This is a genomic window from Bacillus sp. JJ1474, from assembly GCF_036965225.1.
In the GTDB taxonomy this organism is placed as follows: domain Bacteria; phylum Bacillota; class Bacilli; order Bacillales; family Cytobacillaceae; genus Cytobacillus.
On the sequence record NZ_JBALPC010000010.1, the window covers coordinates 49,637 to 65,574 of the forward strand.

A 15,938-nucleotide genomic window follows, 5' to 3' on the forward strand; every position below is an offset into this window, starting at 1 on the left:
CGCATTATTAAATATTCCAATCGGAAGTTATTTTTTCATTAATCCCTCAAAAAAGGCTTTTGTCTGTTGATGAGATTGCGGATTATGCATATTCCTTGCAAGTGAATCTGCAAACGGAGTGACAGGGCAGGCCATCTGATTGATGGGGGATATACAGTTCAATAGATTTTGAGGGGACAGCTGTGAGATGTCCCTTTAAAATTTTTTAAAAATTCATTCACATAATCTTATTTCCCGCATATGCTACATATTAAATTTCCTGTCAAGATGAGCCCGCTTGCATCTTGGCGGGAAATTTTATACAATAGCACTAATATATTTATATGCTAAGAAAAGGATTAGTAGTGGATTGAACCTGATTGTAGAGAGTTGACGGGTGGTGCAAGTCAGCCGGGTAAACCATGAACTCGCCTTTGAGCAGCAAGTGTGAAGGAATAGTAATGCTTGCCGTACTCCGCGTTAAGGATGAATGAAGCGAGTGACTATGTCACTAATGTGGGTGGTACCGCGGGAGATTATACATAATCCTCTCGTCCCTTAATTGGGATGGGAGGTTTTTTTGATTTTTTTCGAAATATTCTATAATTTTCATTTAGGAGGAACATGTGATGAGTTTCAATCATCAAGAGATTGAGAAAAAGTGGCAAACGGTCTGGGAAGAAAATAAAACATTTAAGACGAGTGAAGATAAAGGAAAGCGCAAATTTTTCGCACTTGATATGTTTCCATATCCATCTGGAGCTGGACTTCATGTCGGACATCCAGAAGGATATACGGCAACGGATATCCTTTCCCGTATGAAGCGAATGCAGGGTTATAATGTGCTTCATCCAATGGGCTGGGATGCATTCGGTCTTCCTGCCGAGCAGTACGCATTAGATACAGGGAACGATCCAGCTGAATTTACGGCAAAGAATATTAATACATTCCGCCGTCAAATTAAAGCACTAGGATTCTCTTATGATTGGGATCGTGAAGTGAATACGACTGATCCTGAGTATTATAAATGGACACAATGGATTTTCTTAAAGCTATATGAAAAAGGTCTTGCTTATATTGATGAAGTAGCAGTGAACTGGTGCCCAGCACTTGGAACAGTTTTAGCGAACGAAGAAGTTATTGATGGAAAAAGTGAGCGTGGCGGCCACCCGGTTGAGCGCAGACCAATGAGACAATGGGTATTAAAAATAACTGCCTATGCAGATCGTTTGCTTGAGGATCTTGATTTACTAGATTGGCCTGAAAGCCTTAAAGATATGCAGCGTAACTGGATCGGCCGTTCAGAAGGGGCAGAAGTAACCTTCCAAATTGAAGGCCATGAAGGAACATTCAAAGTATTTACGACTCGTCCTGATACACTTTTTGGTGCAACCTATGCAGTACTTGCTCCGGAGCATGATTTAGTCGACAAAATTACGACTGAAGAGCAGCGTGCTGCAGTTCAAGGCTATTTAGATAAAGTTAAAATGAAAAGCGATTTGGAAAGAACTGATTTAGCAAAAGAAAAGACAGGTGTTTTCACAGGCGCCTACGCAATAAACCCGGCAAATGGCGAAAAGATGCCGATCTGGATTGCCGATTACGTATTAGCGAGTTATGGAACCGGTGCTATTATGGCTGTACCTGCTCATGACGAGCGTGACCATGAATTTGCAAAACAATTTGACTTGCCAATTGTTGAAGTTGTTGCTGGTGGAAATGTTGAAAAAGAAGCTTATGGTGGCGATGGCGAGCATGTAAATTCCGATTTCTTAAATGGAATGAATAAAGAAGAAGCTATCGGTAAGATGATTGCTTGGCTTGAAGAAAAAGGACTTGGCACGAAAAAGATCACTTATCGCCTTCGAGATTGGTTGTTTAGCCGCCAACGCTATTGGGGGGAGCCGATTCCAATTATTCATTGGGAAGATGGCACGAGTTCAGCTGTACCTGAAGACCAACTGCCATTAATTCTTCCAAAAACAACTGAAATAAAGCCGTCTGGAACGGGTGAGTCACCGCTCGCCAATATTGAAGAGTGGGTAAATGTGGTGGACCCAGTAACAGGCAAAAAAGGCCGCAGAGAAACAAACACGATGCCGCAATGGGCAGGCAGCTGCTGGTATTACCTGCGCTACATTGATCCACACAACAGTGAAGCGCTTGCGGATGCAGATAAACTGAAGGAATGGCTTCCAGTTGATATTTACATCGGTGGGGCAGAGCATGCCGTTCTTCACCTTCTATATGCTCGTTTCTGGCATAAAGTTCTGTATGATATCGGTGTTGTTCATACGAAGGAACCGTTCCAAAAGCTATTTAATCAGGGAATGATTCTTGGAGAAGGCAATGAAAAAATGAGTAAATCAAAAGGTAATGTTGTCAATCCTGATGACATTATTGAAAGTCACGGGGCAGATACGCTTCGATTATATGAAATGTTTATGGGACCGCTTGATGCATCCATTGCTTGGTCTACAAATGGTCTTGACGGATCCAGAAGATTCCTTGACCGTATATGGCGCTTGTTCATTGAAGAAAACGGAAGTCTAAATCCGAAAATTCAAGAGAGTGATGAAGCAAGCAAACTTGAAAAGGTATATCACCAAACAGTGAAAAAGGTAACAGAGGACTATGAAGGTTTACGCTTCAATACTGCTATTTCTCAAATGATGGTATTTATTAATGAAGCTTATAAAACAACAACAGTTCTTCCTAAACATTTCATGGAGGGCTTTGTGAAATTGCTTTCACCTATTACTCCTCATATTGCTGAAGAGCTATGGAGAAAGCTTGGCCATAGTGAAACGATCGCTTACGAAGCTTGGCCAGCATTCGATGAAGCAAAACTAGTCGATGATGAAGTAGAAATTGTTATCCAAATCAATGGAAAAGTAAAAGCGAAATTACTTGTCCCATCAGATGCCCAAAAGGATGCACTTGAAAAAATCGCTATGGATGACCAAACAGTAAAAGAGCAAATCGATGGAAAAACTATTCGTAAAGTCATCGCTGTTCCAGGAAAACTTGTCAACATAGTAGCCAATTAAAAAGGAATATTGTGCATGGCCTTCTCTAAGTTTCTAAATAATAATTTTACGTCCTCCGATTGCCTTTTCGGAGGATGTTTTTTAATATTAGCATAGGGGAAAAACTTAAGGTTGTGGAAGAAAGGGAGTTTTTGATGAGTATCGAGATTATTACTACGGAAGAATTGGATAAGAAGCTGCAAGCCGGTGAGAAGCTAGAGCTTATTGATGTTAGAGAAGATGAAGAAGTGGCTCAAGGGATGATTCCGGGAGCCAAACATATTCGAATGATGACAATTCCAGAAAACTTGGACTATTTTGATAAAGAAAAGGAATACATCTTTATTTGCCGGTCAGGAAATCGCAGTCAAAATGTATGCCATTACATGCAGGACCAAGGCTACAAAGTCCGCAACATGGTTGGCGGCATGCTGGACTGGACAGGTGAGGTTGAATTTAAATAAAACGCAACTTACTGGACAGGTTTAGGTGATATTCAGAAAACCTGTCCAACAAAAGTGATTTACTGGACAGGTTTCGCGGTATTTCTGGAAAGCTGTCCAAGAAACCCGAGTTACTGGACAGGTTTCGGAGTTTTTCCGTAAAGCTGTCCAAGAAACCCGAGTTACTGGACAAGTTTCGTAGTTTTTCCAAAAAGCTGTCCAAGAAACTTGGATTTCTAAACATTTCCTTGCATTGTCTAAAACCTGCGATAGAGCGAGTTCACTTCTGAATACGGGGAGTGAATTGTTTTTTTTGAAAAATAAATGTTGATTCCTTTTTTAAGAATAACTTATAGTTAAAGACGTACAGAAGCTTTAAGGAGGACTAACAGTGAAACCTATTTATAAAGGCAAAACAAAAGATGTATATGCACTAGAGGACGGAAATTATTTATTAAAGTTTAAAGATGATGTAACAGGAGAAAATGGAGTATTTGATCCAGGTGCCAATACGGTAGGTTTAACACTGGAGGGTGCAGGTCGTGCGGGATTAAGCCTGACTAAATTCTTTTTTGAAATTTTAAAGGAAAAGGGAATTCCCACTCATTATATTGATGCAAACATTGAAGAGGCTACGATGACAGTGAAGCCTGCTACCGTTTTTGGCAACGGCCTTGAAGTCATTTGCCGCTATAAGGCAGTCGGAAGCTTTCTTCGTCGCTACGGGATGTACGCTGAGGAGGGACAAGCCCTTGATGCGTTTGTAGAAGTAACGATTAAGGATGATGACCGACAGGACCCGCCAATCAGCGAGGATGCACTTGATATGCTGGGAGTCCTTTCGAAAGCTGAATATTCCGTACTAAAGGACTTAACAAAGCAAATCGGACAAGTGGTAAAAGATGAGCTTGAGAAAAAAGACATTGAATTATATGATATTAAATTTGAATTTGGCAGAGTCGGCGAAGACAAACAAATCGTTTTAATCGATGAAATTTCAGGTGGAAATATGAGGGCTTATAAAAATGGCAACTATATTGAACCGCTGGAATTAGAAAAATTAATGTTAGAAAAATAATAGATTTTATTTAGTAAAAGTGGCTGGCATAAAGTTAGCCGCTTTTTCTTATGCCCATTATTCAGTTTTAAAAACAGATTATTCCGTCAATAATGATAAAAAAGCAGAAAGGATAGGCCCCTTATGATTAAAGTGAAATTATTTGACCACGAGCATGAGAAGGATCTGGAGCTTGAAATGAACCGTTTTTTAGAAAAGATAGAAGAAAAAAAGCTAATGGATATAAAATACAATGTAGCCGCCGTACATGAGGATGAAGATGAGCAGATTTATTGTTTTTCAGCGATGATTATTTATAGAGCCTGATAGAATCTCAGGCTCTAATTTCATTAGAGGGAATTTGCAGTAAGAGCCGCATTAACACCTGCTAGCCTTCCTGTTACAAGTGCAGAAGTAATATTATATCCCCCTGTATAGCCGTGGATGTCAAGAATTTCCCCGCAAAAGAACAATCCTGTCATTAGTTTAGAAGCCATTGTCTTCGGATCAACCTCTTTTACTGAAACTCCACCTCCGGTCACAAAAGCTTTTTCAAGCGGAAGGGTTCCATTGACGGTAAACTGAAACATTTTACAGTTCTTCACAAAGGTTCTTACTTTTTCATTGGAAATATTAGCTCCCTGTGCTGAAGGGTCAATCCCGCTTTTCTCAAGTAAGAAAAGCAGATACCTTTCCGGCAGCAGCCCTTTTAATAAATTTTTGATGCTTTTTTTCGGTTCAGACTTAATTCCTAACAAGATTTCCTGATATAAAGGTTCTTCCTTTTTATCAGAAAGGGCATCAATACTCATGGTGACTTCTTTCAAATTCCATTTCTTCATTGCTTTTACAACGAATTGACTGCATCTAAGAACCGCAGGCCCGCTAACGCCAAAGTGAGTGAAAATCATATCCATTTTATGAGTAATTAATGCTTTTCCTTTAGGATTTAACACACTTAATGCAACGCTGCGAAGAGAAAGTCCTTGCAGAGATTTGTCCTTAATAAATGGCTCTGCCGAAGTAACAGGGACCTCTGTCGGAAATAACTCAGTAATCGTATGCCCCGCCTTTTCAGCCCACGCATATCCGTCTCCAGTTGAACCTGTATGGGGCACAGATTTTCCTCCGACTGCCATCACAACTGCTTCCGCCTCGAAGATTTCTCCGCTTCTTAGCTCAACCGCCTTTACGGAACCATCTGAATAATGGACATTTTTAACAGGACTGTTTGTTTTAATATCTACTTTTAGTTCGCTCAGTTTTGAAAGTAAAGCATCCACAACCGATTGTGCCTTGTCTGTCACAGGAAACATCCGACCGTGATCCTCTTCCTTTAGCTTAATGCCCAGATTCTCGAAAAACTTAATAATATCCTCGTTGCTAAAAAGAGAAAAGGCACTGTATAAAAATCGTCCATTCCCCGGAATATGTTTAATAATTTCATCAATCGGCAGCCTGTTCGTCACATTGCATCTACCGCCGCCTGAAATGGCAAGCTTTCTGCCAAGCTTGTCCCCTTTATCGATAAGCAGCACTCTAGCTTTCTGCTCAGCAGCCCCAATCGCAGCCATTAAACCGGATGGCCCGCCGCCAATCACAATTACATTATATTTCATTTATTCACCAACTTAGCCTTCAGTCTTAAAATCTTATTCATTATATACGAAATGTGGGTAGTTTCATAACCCTACAACAATTGGGACTTATTTGCGAAAAAATTATTGCCATAAACTATCTCTAGGTAGCAATCCTTCTTAAAGAAGAGTAAACTACAAATAGTGTGCAAATTTCGTTTTGCGCTTTTTCTTTTAAAGGAAGGGATAATAATTTATGTCATCTAAGCTTTTAAGGGGGACCTTTATCTTAACCCTTGGCACGATTATTTCAAAGGTACTGGGGTTATTTTACGTCATACCGTTTTATCATATAGTTGGGGATGAAGGGAATGCCCTTTATACCTTTGCATACATTCCTTATACGATATTTATTAGTATTGCTACTGCCGGGGTACCGTTAGCAGTTTCAAAATTTATTTCAAAATATAATGCTTTAGAAGAATATGCTGTTGGCAGAAAGCTTTTTAAATCCGGTTTGCTTGTCATGATGGGAACGGGGCTTATCGCCTTTATAGCATTGTATCTATTAGCTCCATTGATAGCAGAAATTAGCCCCCATAATGAGTCTGTCACTGCTGAGAACGGGGCAACTGTCATTCGAGCAGTGAGCTTCGCACTTATTCTTGTTCCTATTATGAGTCTCATCCGAGGCTTCTTTCAGGGGCATCAGTCAATGGGACCTTCTGCTTTATCACAAGTCATTGAACAGATTGTTCGAATTACTTTCGTACTTGTAGGTGCGTATATCGTTTTACATATCATGAAGGGAAGTCTTGTTACCGCGGTTAGTGTAGCAACCTTTGCGGCCTTTATTGGCGCTATTGGAGGATTAGCCAGTTTATTATGGTACTGGTATAAACGGAGACCTTATTTAGATGAGCTGCTCTTGAATGATAAAGGTACAATGGAAATTTCTCTAAAGGAAATGTATAAGGAAATCATCGTTTATGCAGCACCTTTCGTTTTTGTCGGAATTGCAAATCCGCTTTTTCAGTTTATTGATCAGCTGACCTTTGATAGAGCGATGGCCTCGATTGGATTAAAGGATGAAGCAGTTACAGCTTTTGCCGTATTAACATTCCAAACGCATAAGCTTGTCATTATTCCGGTATCTTTAGCTACAGCCTTTTCGTTAACATTGGTGCCTAGCATTACAAAAGCATTTGTGGAAGAGGATCGATCCAGTTTAAATCATCAATTAAATCAGGCTTTTCAGGTTTTATTATTTTTAACACTTCCGGCGGTTGTTGGTCTCTCTTTACTTGCAGAGCCGATTTTTACACTATTTTATGATCATAAGGAATTAGGTACAGAAGTGTTAAGGGCTTACGCACCTGTAGCGATATTATTTGCATATTACCTAGTAACAGCGGCGATTTTACAAGGAATAAATGAGCAGCGCTATACTGTATTAAGTTTGCTCGTCGGTTTACTGATAAAATTGAGCTTAAATATTCCGCTTATTAAGGTATTAGAAACAAATGGAGCTGTTCTCGCAACAGCTATTGGCTATGCAGCTGCTATATTAATTAATTTATTTGTTATTAAAACATATGCGAAGTACCCATTTAAACTTGTGTTAAGAAGAGGGCTTTTAATAGTCCTATTTACGTTATTCATGTTCTTAGGCACAGGAATTGCGTATAAGATTCTTACACTCTTCTTATCTCCTGCATCCAGTTTTCAGGCTTTAATCATCGTCCTTATTTGTGCAGCAATTGGTGCTGGTATTTACTTCTATTTAAGCTTTAAAACAAGATTAGTGTATTTCTTATTTGGCCAAAAGGTCGATCGTGTCATGAAAAAATTAAGACTGCGTTCATAATAGGGGGCTACTTAAATGCGCATAGATAAAATGCTAGCCAATTTAGGCTACGGAAGCAGAAAGGATGTTAAGAAGCTGCTTAAAGATGGGGTTGTTGAGGTAAATGATCAAAAAGTGAAGGACCCTAAACAACATGTTGATCCAGATAAAGATACAGTAACGATAAACGGAGAAGTTGTAGAATACAAGGAATTCATTTATTTAATGCTGAATAAGCCTCAAGGCGTCATCTCGGCAACCGAAGATTCTGAGCATGAAACGGTTTTAGATTTGTTAGAAATGGAGGATCTCGTATTCTCGCCTTTTCCGGTCGGGCGTCTCGATAAAGATACAGAGGGACTTCTGCTGTTAACAAATGATGGCCAGTTGGCCCATCGCCTTCTTTCGCCTAAAAAGCATGTCCCGAAAACTTATTTTGCTGTTATTAATAGTGAAGTAACGGAAGAGGACGTTGCTGCTTTTAAAAGGGGTGTCATCCTTGATGACGGATACCAAACGAAACCTGGGGACCTAAAAATACTTAAATCTGGAATGACTTCCGATATTGAGCTTACGATTACTGAAGGGAAATTTCATCAAGTAAAAAGGATGTTTGAAGCTGTGGGGAAGCGGGTTATGTATTTACAAAGGCTCTCCATGGGGCCGCTCAAGCTAGATGTAACATTGGAGCTTGGAGAATACCGGGAATTAACGGATGAGGAAATTACGCAGTTAATGGAATATGAAGCCAAATAAAAATCGCCACGACAGGCGATTTTTTTTATGTGCATTATATTAGGATGATATTTTTACTTTTCGTTTGGTCGTTGTCCATTTTCCTCGAGTTGGACTTTTGACAAGGTCGTTATAAACAAGAACATTTAGATCTCTTTGAATGGTGCGAGGAGTAATACCAAATTCCTCTACAAGCTCTTGAGTTGTTACAGTTCCGCGCTTATTAATAAACATGTAGACGGATTTGATACGGTTTAACATCCGGTTAGTTGAAGGTTTCAAAGAACCACTCCCTATCCTTTTTTCAAACCAATGGCAATTACCTGCAACCGACAGCTTCGTTTGAAGAAACATGTCCTTCAAGCAAATGTAGTTTTCTTTTCCGCAGCCATCTCCTTTTCTAATTTCAGTTTTTTTCCAAAATATCATCCTTTACAATCATTGTACCCCTATTTTTTGATAATTTCTACTTTATTGCAGAATTTACGAAAGATTAATAAAACCGCCCCTCTCTGAATTTCTTAATTAAACATATGGATCTTTGAGTTGTCCTATGTTTGGAAAATTCGAAATGGGATAAACTTCCCGTATCCTGTTTGAATGAATTTTTATATAATCAAACTTGGTTAGGGTTACGTATTTGAGCTGGTGGGACAAGGAACCTCTGTCCTAAATAAAATTGAAAGGATGGAAGGCATTTGCAAGAACAATCTTTGCGGGATCAATTGGTGTTTCCTAAAGAAAATGTATATTTTGCCTTTGTTGCTTTATTTAGTATTCTCGCGTATATCTTTTTAGCGTTTTCGGTTGTTGGAATTATTTTTATTATCGTTATTATTTTCCTATCGGTTGTACTCCATGGAATTATGATGGGCGGCATTAGACGGAACGGTGTGAAAATCAGCAGGAATCAGTTTCCTGATCTTTATGAAAAGGCTGAAATGACTGCAAAGGATATAGGGCTTACAGTGATGCCTGATATTTATGTCATAGAATCAGAAGGAGTCTTAAATGCCTTCGCAACCCGTTTCTTTAGAAAAAATATGGTCGTTCTTTACTCCGGAATATTCGAATTAATAGAAAGAAATGCTGAAAAGGAAGTATTATTTGTCCTTGCACATGAATTTGCCCATTTAAAAAGGAAGCATGTAATCATAAGCTTTCTACTTTTGCCAGCGATGTGGGTTCCGTTTCTCGGCAATGCCTATTTAAGGGCTTGTGAATATACGTGTGATCGTTATGCAGCATTTTACATTGAGTCGTTCGATGCGGCAAAGGATGCCTTAACGATGCTTGCGATCGGCAAGGAATTATATCCAAAGGTCAATAAGCAAGCCTATATGGAACAGCTTCAAACCGAACATGGATTTTTTGTCTGGCTGAATGAGAAATTATCCACACACCCTCATTTGCCGAAGAGAATCTATGCTTTGTCCCGATTTTTTTCCGAGGATTCAACATTTGAATTGAAGGAGCCTAAGGGGAAGGTTTGGTTTGGTATTATTGGTGCAGGAGTAGCTGTTGTCATTTTGTCAGCAGGCATTTTTGTCGGAATGAAAGCAATAGAGAAAATGGATTTTTGGTCTGAAATTACATCGGGAATTGAAGGGGCTACCCCTCTCATGAATGCAGCCAGTGAAAATGATACAGAAACCATTCAGTCTTTATTATCAGATGGCGTAGAAATTGACGCACAAGATTTAGAAGGTTCAACGGCACTACAATGGGCTGTGTACAATGGGAGCCTGGAAGCGGCTGAATTGCTCCTAGAACATGGGGCAGACCCTAATTCCATTGATACTTATGAATCTAGCCCGCTTATTAATGCAGTATACAATGATGATGTTGCAATGGCAGAGCTGCTTTTACAAAATGGAGCAGATCCTAGTTATCAGGATTCAGAGGGCTATACAGCCTATGATTATGCAGTTGATTTTGGCAATGAAGACTTGATCAAATTATTAAAACAATAAAGTGGAAACTGCTCTTCAGTTGGAGAGCAGTTTTTATTTTGTTCATAAGAAACTTTTTCCATTATGGATTCGTACTAAAGAAATGGGAGGAGAAGGAATGAACCTATTAAATGTAGATATTAAACAGGCAGGCTATGAAAAGGATCAAGCAATTATACATAATATACAATTTGAAGTTGGAACAGGAGAACTTATTGGGCTGATTGGTCCAAATGGGGCAGGGAAGAGTACAACTATTAAGACCATTCTTGGCTTACTAGAAAATATAAAGGGAGAGGTAACCTTCCAGCCCGAAGCTAAATATTCTTATATTCCGGAAAGGCCTATCTTTTATGATGAGCTCACTTTATGGGAGCATTTAGACTTTATTGCATCAGCGGAAGGGTTAAGTGATAAAAACTATAAAGACCAGGCAAAGGAATTGCTAGTGCAATATAAACTGGCTGAGCATGCACATGAGTTTCCAGGTAAATACTCCAAAGGAATGCAGCAGAAGGCGATGCTGATATTATCCATGATTACTAATCCAGATATATATATCATTGATGAGCCTTTTATTGGATTGGATCCAAATGCAATGAAGCTTTTTCTTGAATCGATTCAGCGTGAACGTGAAAGAGGAGCAGGTATTCTTATGTCTACTCATGTTTTGGATACAGCAGAAAAGGTATGTGACCGTTTTTTAATTGTCCATAAGGGAGAGCTTAAAGCAGCCGGGACTTTAGATGAAATTAGAACTCAATGTCATCTACCTAATGGTTCACTCTATGATTGCTTTCATTTAATTGCGGAAGGCCATGAAGATGAATAGCTGGAACATATTTGCAGATCGGTTAGTTAGAGGGTGGAAATATCAATATGGTGTGATCCGTTCGATTGCCGATTGGACAATCATCCTTTACTTAATTATCCCGGCTAGTGCCATCTTTTTGATGATGTACCGTACATGGTGGCTGGAACCGCCTGCGTGGATTGCAAACATTCCATTATTCTTGCTGTTCTTTGTCCTTTATTTATTTTCATGGAGCGGAAACATTCGTACGTTCGTACAGGAAGCAGACAAAGTATTTTTAATAAAAAATCAGCCAATCTTTCTTGGAATGAAAAAATGGGGGTATGCCTACTCAATCCTTTCACAAGTTATACAAATAGCTGTTTCCATCTTTGTTTTTCTTCCATTCTTAAGAAAACATTATTTTCTCGATTGGCAGCAGATCATTTCGCTATTCATTTTCTTTATTGTACTGAATACCATGATTTTATTTTTAAAATTCTTAATGAGAAAAATAGAGACAAGGCTAAAAAGGATTGCAGCTGGAATTCTATTATTCATTCTTTTAAGTTGGTCTAGTCAACTTATATTTTTACTTTGGGAAAAAGGTTTGCTTTTTCCAATCTATTTATGCAGTGCCTTATTAATGATTATTTCCATTTTTCAAAGCTTGCGATCGATCCAAAAAGTCTCATCCATCGATCAAGATATTTCCCTGGGCAATGAAGCCAAAATGAAGAATATAGACTTAATCTTTAAGCTTTCACATGATATAGAAAAGCCGGTTATCGTTTCTAAAAGAACAAAGCCCCTTTTATTCCGCCGTTCAAAACGAATTTTTAAAAATCGTAAAGAGATTAACGGGTATATAGAGCTATTTATTAAAATCTTTATTAGAAACTATTCATATATAGGGGGATATTTACAGATCATATCCGTGACAACAGCAGCAATTGTCATTATCCCGCCACTTTGGATAAAAGCTCTTATTTTCATAGGCTTTCTTATTATGATGTATTCATGGCTTTCATTAGTTTGGGATAGGGTGACAACATCCAATCCGATCAGCAAGAAATACAGTGAAAGTACCTATTATTTTGCTGCGAGAAAAAGGACAGTTACAGCCTTTTTCGTTTTAGCCATTCTTCTAATTGGGATATTCATTACTTGTTGGCTTTTCGTTTTCATGCAATTCGGATTTAGACCAGCGATGTTTGGTCGTTAATTCACCAAGTGTGTTCCACTTAAAAGAGAGATATAATAAATCAGAGGTCGCACAACGATACATTTCTTAGCAAAGAACAAAGGAGGAAGAGCTATGAGTACTATTAATTGGCAGCAAGAAGTCGAAAACAGAAAAGAAGCTCTGCTTGAGGATACAAAAAAACTTTTACAAATAAAAAGTGTGTTAGATGAAGAAAACTCAACAGAGGCGGCTCCTTTAGGTGAAGGGGTAAAGGAAGCACTTGATTTTATGCTGAAGCTTGGAGAAAAAGATGGGTTTACTCCTAAGAATGTGGGTAACCTTGCTGGTCACTTGGAGTTTGGACAGGGGGATGAGATTGTCGGGATTCTCTGCCATGTCGATGTTGTACCTGAAGGAGACGGATGGTCGAGCGATCCATACGGCGCCGAAATTCATGACGGAAAAATGTATGCGAGAGGAGCAATTGATGATAAAGGGCCAACAATGGCAGCTTATTATGCGATGAAAATTGTGAAGGAGCTCAGGCTTCCGTTGAATAAGCGAGTACGTATGATTATAGGTACAGATGAAGAAAGTGATTGGCGCTGTGTAGAGCATTATTTTAAACATGAAGAAATGCCAGTAATGGGATTTGCGCCGGATGCTGATTTTCCGATTATTTATGCAGAGAAGGGAATTTCTGACTTTGACCTAGTTCAAGGAACTGTAGAGATTCAAGAAAAAGATTTTCAAGTAGAGGTACTAAGCTTCCAATCAGGCAGAAGATATAATATGGTCCCTGATTTTGCTCGGGCAGCTCTTGGCGTACAATATGAGTCTATAGAAATTATTCAAAAATATACCGGCTTTCTAAGTCAGTATGAGCTTAAAGGGAAGTATTACATAGATAACGGTGAATTAATATTGGAAACTGAAGGAGTTTCCGCTCATGGAATGGAGCCTGACCACGGGAAAAATGCCGGTCTATATTTGGCTGAGTTTCTTACACAATTGAAATTGGATTCCAGGGCAGACCAATTTTTAAAATTTGTATCCACCTATTTTTGGGAGGATTCCCGTGGGAAAAAGCTTGGGATCGATTATAAGGATGATATTACAGGAGATTTAACAATTAACGTAGGAAAGCTTGTTTATACGCAAGCCGAGGGCGGAAGGCTAGGTCTAAATCTGCGCTATCCAGTAACAAACAAAATGGAAGAAACAAAACATAGGCTTGAAAGCATTCTAAAGGAAGAAAATGTTTCAATAGAGAATTTTACAGATTCGAAGCCACACCATGTGGAAGAGGATGACTTCTTAATCCAGACATTAAAAAAAGTGTACGAAGAGCAAACAGGCAAGGGAGCTGAGTTGCTTTCCATCGGGGGCGGAACATATGCCCGTTCCTTGAAATCAGGTGTTGCATTTGGACCGTTATTCCCTGGGAGAGAAGATGTAGCTCATCAAAAGGATGAACATATCTATATTGAAGATATATTAAAAGCTGCTGCTATATATGCTCAGGCCATCTATGAGCTTGCCAAGTAAGAAAAATATTTGTTAAAATTGCTCCGAAGTTACGAAATACTAGGATGAGGAAGAGGCGACAAGCATGGAGTATGTCATCATTAATGGGGAGTTTATTAACCGTACTGAGGCCAAGATTGATATCGAGGATCGCGGGTATCAATTTGGCGATGGAGTTTACGAAGTCATTCGGGTCTACAACGGGAAGATGTTTACAGCCAAAGAGCATCTAGAGCGTCTGATTGAAAGCGGAAAAAAGATTAACATGAAGATAGCCGATTCCGTAGAGGAATTAAGGAATATGCTCTCTGAATTGATTGAAAAGAATCAACTTACAATGGGTACGATCTATATGCAGGTTACTAGAGGAATCTCTCCAAGAAGTCATGCTTTTCCAAGTTCTGATATTCACCAAACATTTGTAGCAAATACGAAAGCAGTCGATAGACCGGTTGAAAACATGAAAACAGGTGTGAAAACGATTTTGGTAGAGGACATTCGCTGGCTACTCTGTGACATTAAAAGTCTTAATCTTCTAGGTAATATAATGGCAAAGCAAAAGGCTGTAGAAGCAGGCTGTTTTGAGGCTATCCAGCACCGCGGGGACACCGTAACAGAAGGAAGCTCATCGAATGTTTCCATCATTAAGGATGGAAAGGTGATTACCCATCCAGCCAATAACCTTATTCTAAATGGGATCACGAGACAAAAGGTTATAGAAGTTTGCCGGAGCAACGATATTCCTGTTGAGGTAAGAGCTTTCACATTGGAAGAACTGAAAAAGGCTGATGAAGCATTTATCTCAGGAACAACGGTTGAGGTCACCCCAATTATTGAAATTGATGGAGAGAAAGTAGGTAATGGTGCACCGGGTGCATTAACTAAACATATTCAAGAGCTATTTAATCAAGCCATTGAAAAGGAATGTGGCAGTCTTTAAAATAGGAAAGAACCAGTATATGAGATGCTGGTTCTTTTTTAACTTCATTCGGCAGAAGTTTTCCTCTTCTATAAGTGGGAGTTCAAACTCCGGCGGATGCCTCAGATTTTTTAAAAGGAAATTATCGAGCAAGCTCGACAAAATCTGGGCGCAATTTCGCCAAGGTGAAATTGATTAATGGAGGGATAAGAATGGGAAGTCAGGCACATTTTTTCTATGCTGTCAGTTTGCCAAGTACAACAAAGCTAAAGATAAAGGAAGAATGTTCGATATTAAAGAGGAATCTTCCATTTCAACGGTGGGTACACCATGAGGATCTTCATATCACTTTGGCGTTTCTCGGGTCGGCTGAAAAAGAAATGCTTCAAGCCTCACAAGTTCTAATTGAAAAGGGATTAGAAGACCAAAAGGCTCTTACTCTTCAAATAAATAAACTAGGTGTATTTGGCAGAGAGGATTCACCAAGAATTTTTTGGGCAGATACATATAAGGAAGAGAGGCTGAATACCATTCGGGATATCGTTTTTTCAGCATGTGCTGGAGCCGGCTTTGAATTGGAGACAAGACCATTTAAGCCGCATATTACACTGGCTAGAAAATGGACAGGGGATTCCCCTTTTCATACAAGCCTGTTGAATGAACACAATCCATATAATGATTCACCTCTATCCTTTACAGCTAATGAAGTTGTTTTATACCAAACACATTTAGACAAATCACCAAAATATGAAAGAATCGCCAGCTTTCCATTGGCGGATGAATAAAATAGGCATACAATAAGAAAAGCGGAAGCTCCTTCGGAACAATTAAAGGACAATTGTTCCTGCGACGAATATTCGCAGTAGCTTTCCTTTGTGGTCACCCCCGACAAGCA

14 protein-coding genes, 1 pseudogene and 1 other annotated feature are annotated in these 15,938 nt (G+C 39.2%); of the genes and pseudogenes, 13 read left to right on the top strand and 2 right to left on the bottom strand.

Going from position 1 to position 15,938, the window contains the following annotated elements; genetic code table 11:
- Positions 1 to 23: 23 nt before the first annotated feature.
- The 5 genes and pseudogenes from V7164_RS02150 to V7164_RS02170 form a co-directional block, all read left to right on the top strand.
- Positions 24 to 165: pseudogene (locus V7164_RS02150) on the top strand (SDR family oxidoreductase); the annotation flags it as partial.
- A 154-nt stretch (positions 166 to 319) separates the two neighbouring features.
- Positions 320 to 541 (top strand) — a binding site (T-box leader).
- Between the two features lie 67 nt (positions 542 to 608).
- Positions 609 to 3,029 (top strand): leucine--tRNA ligase, encoded by a 2,421-nt coding sequence (leuS, locus tag V7164_RS02155; RefSeq protein ID WP_335353316.1) that lies wholly within the window; start codon positions 609 to 611, stop codon positions 3,027 to 3,029.
- A 134-nt stretch (positions 3,030 to 3,163) separates the two neighbouring features.
- Positions 3,164 to 3,472 carry a rhodanese-like domain-containing protein gene (locus V7164_RS02160; RefSeq protein WP_438824098.1) on the top strand — a complete coding sequence of 103 codons (309 nt, stop codon included), beginning with the start codon at positions 3,164 to 3,166 and terminating at the stop codon, positions 3,470 to 3,472.
- A 370-nt stretch (positions 3,473 to 3,842) separates the two neighbouring features.
- A complete protein-coding gene (locus tag V7164_RS02165) occupies positions 3,843 to 4,529 on the top strand; it encodes a phosphoribosylaminoimidazolesuccinocarboxamide synthase (protein WP_335345149.1) in 687 nt (228 codons plus the stop codon).
- Positions 4,530 to 4,652: 123 nt separating this feature from the next.
- The gene (locus V7164_RS02170) at positions 4,653 to 4,835 is read left to right on the top strand and encodes a sporulation protein Cse60 (RefSeq protein ID WP_335345150.1); all 183 of its coding nucleotides are present in this window, start codon (positions 4,653 to 4,655) and stop codon (positions 4,833 to 4,835) included.
- A 23-nt stretch (positions 4,836 to 4,858) separates the two neighbouring features.
- Here V7164_RS02170 and V7164_RS02175 read toward each other — a convergent pair whose 3' ends face one another.
- Positions 4,859 to 6,127, bottom strand: a complete 1,269-nt coding sequence (locus tag V7164_RS02175; RefSeq protein ID WP_335345151.1) for an NAD(P)/FAD-dependent oxidoreductase — start codon at positions 6,125 to 6,127, stop codon at positions 4,859 to 4,861.
- 214 nt (positions 6,128 to 6,341) lie between these two features.
- Between V7164_RS02175 and V7164_RS02180 the strand changes: the two genes are divergently transcribed.
- Together V7164_RS02180 and V7164_RS02185 are read left to right on the top strand one after the other, a co-directional pair.
- Positions 6,342 to 7,952 carry a putative polysaccharide biosynthesis protein gene (locus V7164_RS02180; RefSeq protein ID WP_335345152.1) on the top strand — a complete coding sequence of 537 codons (1,611 nt, stop codon included), beginning with the start codon at positions 6,342 to 6,344 and terminating at the stop codon, positions 7,950 to 7,952.
- Between the two features lie 15 nt (positions 7,953 to 7,967).
- A complete protein-coding gene (locus V7164_RS02185) occupies positions 7,968 to 8,687 on the top strand; it encodes a pseudouridine synthase (RefSeq protein WP_335345153.1) in 720 nt (239 codons plus the stop codon).
- Positions 8,688 to 8,726: 39 nt separating this feature from the next.
- Here V7164_RS02185 and V7164_RS02190 read toward each other — a convergent pair whose 3' ends face one another.
- A complete protein-coding gene (locus V7164_RS02190) occupies positions 8,727 to 8,948 on the bottom strand; it encodes a DeoR family transcriptional regulator (protein WP_066294579.1) in 222 nt (73 codons plus the stop codon).
- A 416-nt stretch (positions 8,949 to 9,364) separates the two neighbouring features.
- Here V7164_RS02190 and V7164_RS02195 point away from each other — a divergent pair, with 416 nt between their 5' ends.
- The 6 genes from V7164_RS02195 (at position 9,365) to thpR (ending at position 15,828) form a co-directional block, all read left to right on the top strand.
- Positions 9,365 to 10,639, top strand: a complete 1,275-nt coding sequence (locus V7164_RS02195; RefSeq protein WP_335345154.1) for a M48 family metallopeptidase — start codon at positions 9,365 to 9,367, stop codon at positions 10,637 to 10,639.
- A gap of 97 nt (positions 10,640 to 10,736) precedes the next feature.
- Complete coding sequence (locus V7164_RS02200) at positions 10,737 to 11,450, top strand: ABC transporter ATP-binding protein (RefSeq protein WP_335345155.1); 714 nt, start codon at positions 10,737 to 10,739, stop codon at positions 11,448 to 11,450.
- The gene (locus V7164_RS02205) at positions 11,443 to 12,636 is read left to right on the top strand and encodes an ABC transporter permease (protein WP_335353317.1); all 1,194 of its coding nucleotides are present in this window, start codon (positions 11,443 to 11,445) and stop codon (positions 12,634 to 12,636) included. The genes V7164_RS02200 and V7164_RS02205 overlap by 8 nt, the downstream gene beginning before the upstream one ends.
- A 93-nt stretch (positions 12,637 to 12,729) precedes the next feature.
- Positions 12,730 to 14,145, top strand: a complete 1,416-nt coding sequence (gene pepV, locus V7164_RS02210; protein WP_335345157.1) for a dipeptidase PepV — start codon at positions 12,730 to 12,732, stop codon at positions 14,143 to 14,145.
- A 64-nt stretch (positions 14,146 to 14,209) separates the two neighbouring features.
- Positions 14,210 to 15,064, top strand: coding sequence for a D-amino-acid transaminase (gene dat, locus V7164_RS02215; protein WP_335345158.1), 855 nt, complete (start codon positions 14,210 to 14,212; stop codon positions 15,062 to 15,064).
- Positions 15,065 to 15,255: 191 nt separating this feature from the next.
- The gene (gene thpR / locus V7164_RS02220) at positions 15,256 to 15,828 is read left to right on the top strand and encodes an RNA 2',3'-cyclic phosphodiesterase (protein WP_335345159.1); all 573 of its coding nucleotides are present in this window, start codon (positions 15,256 to 15,258) and stop codon (positions 15,826 to 15,828) included.
- The last annotated feature ends 110 nt before the right edge of the window (positions 15,829 to 15,938 follow it).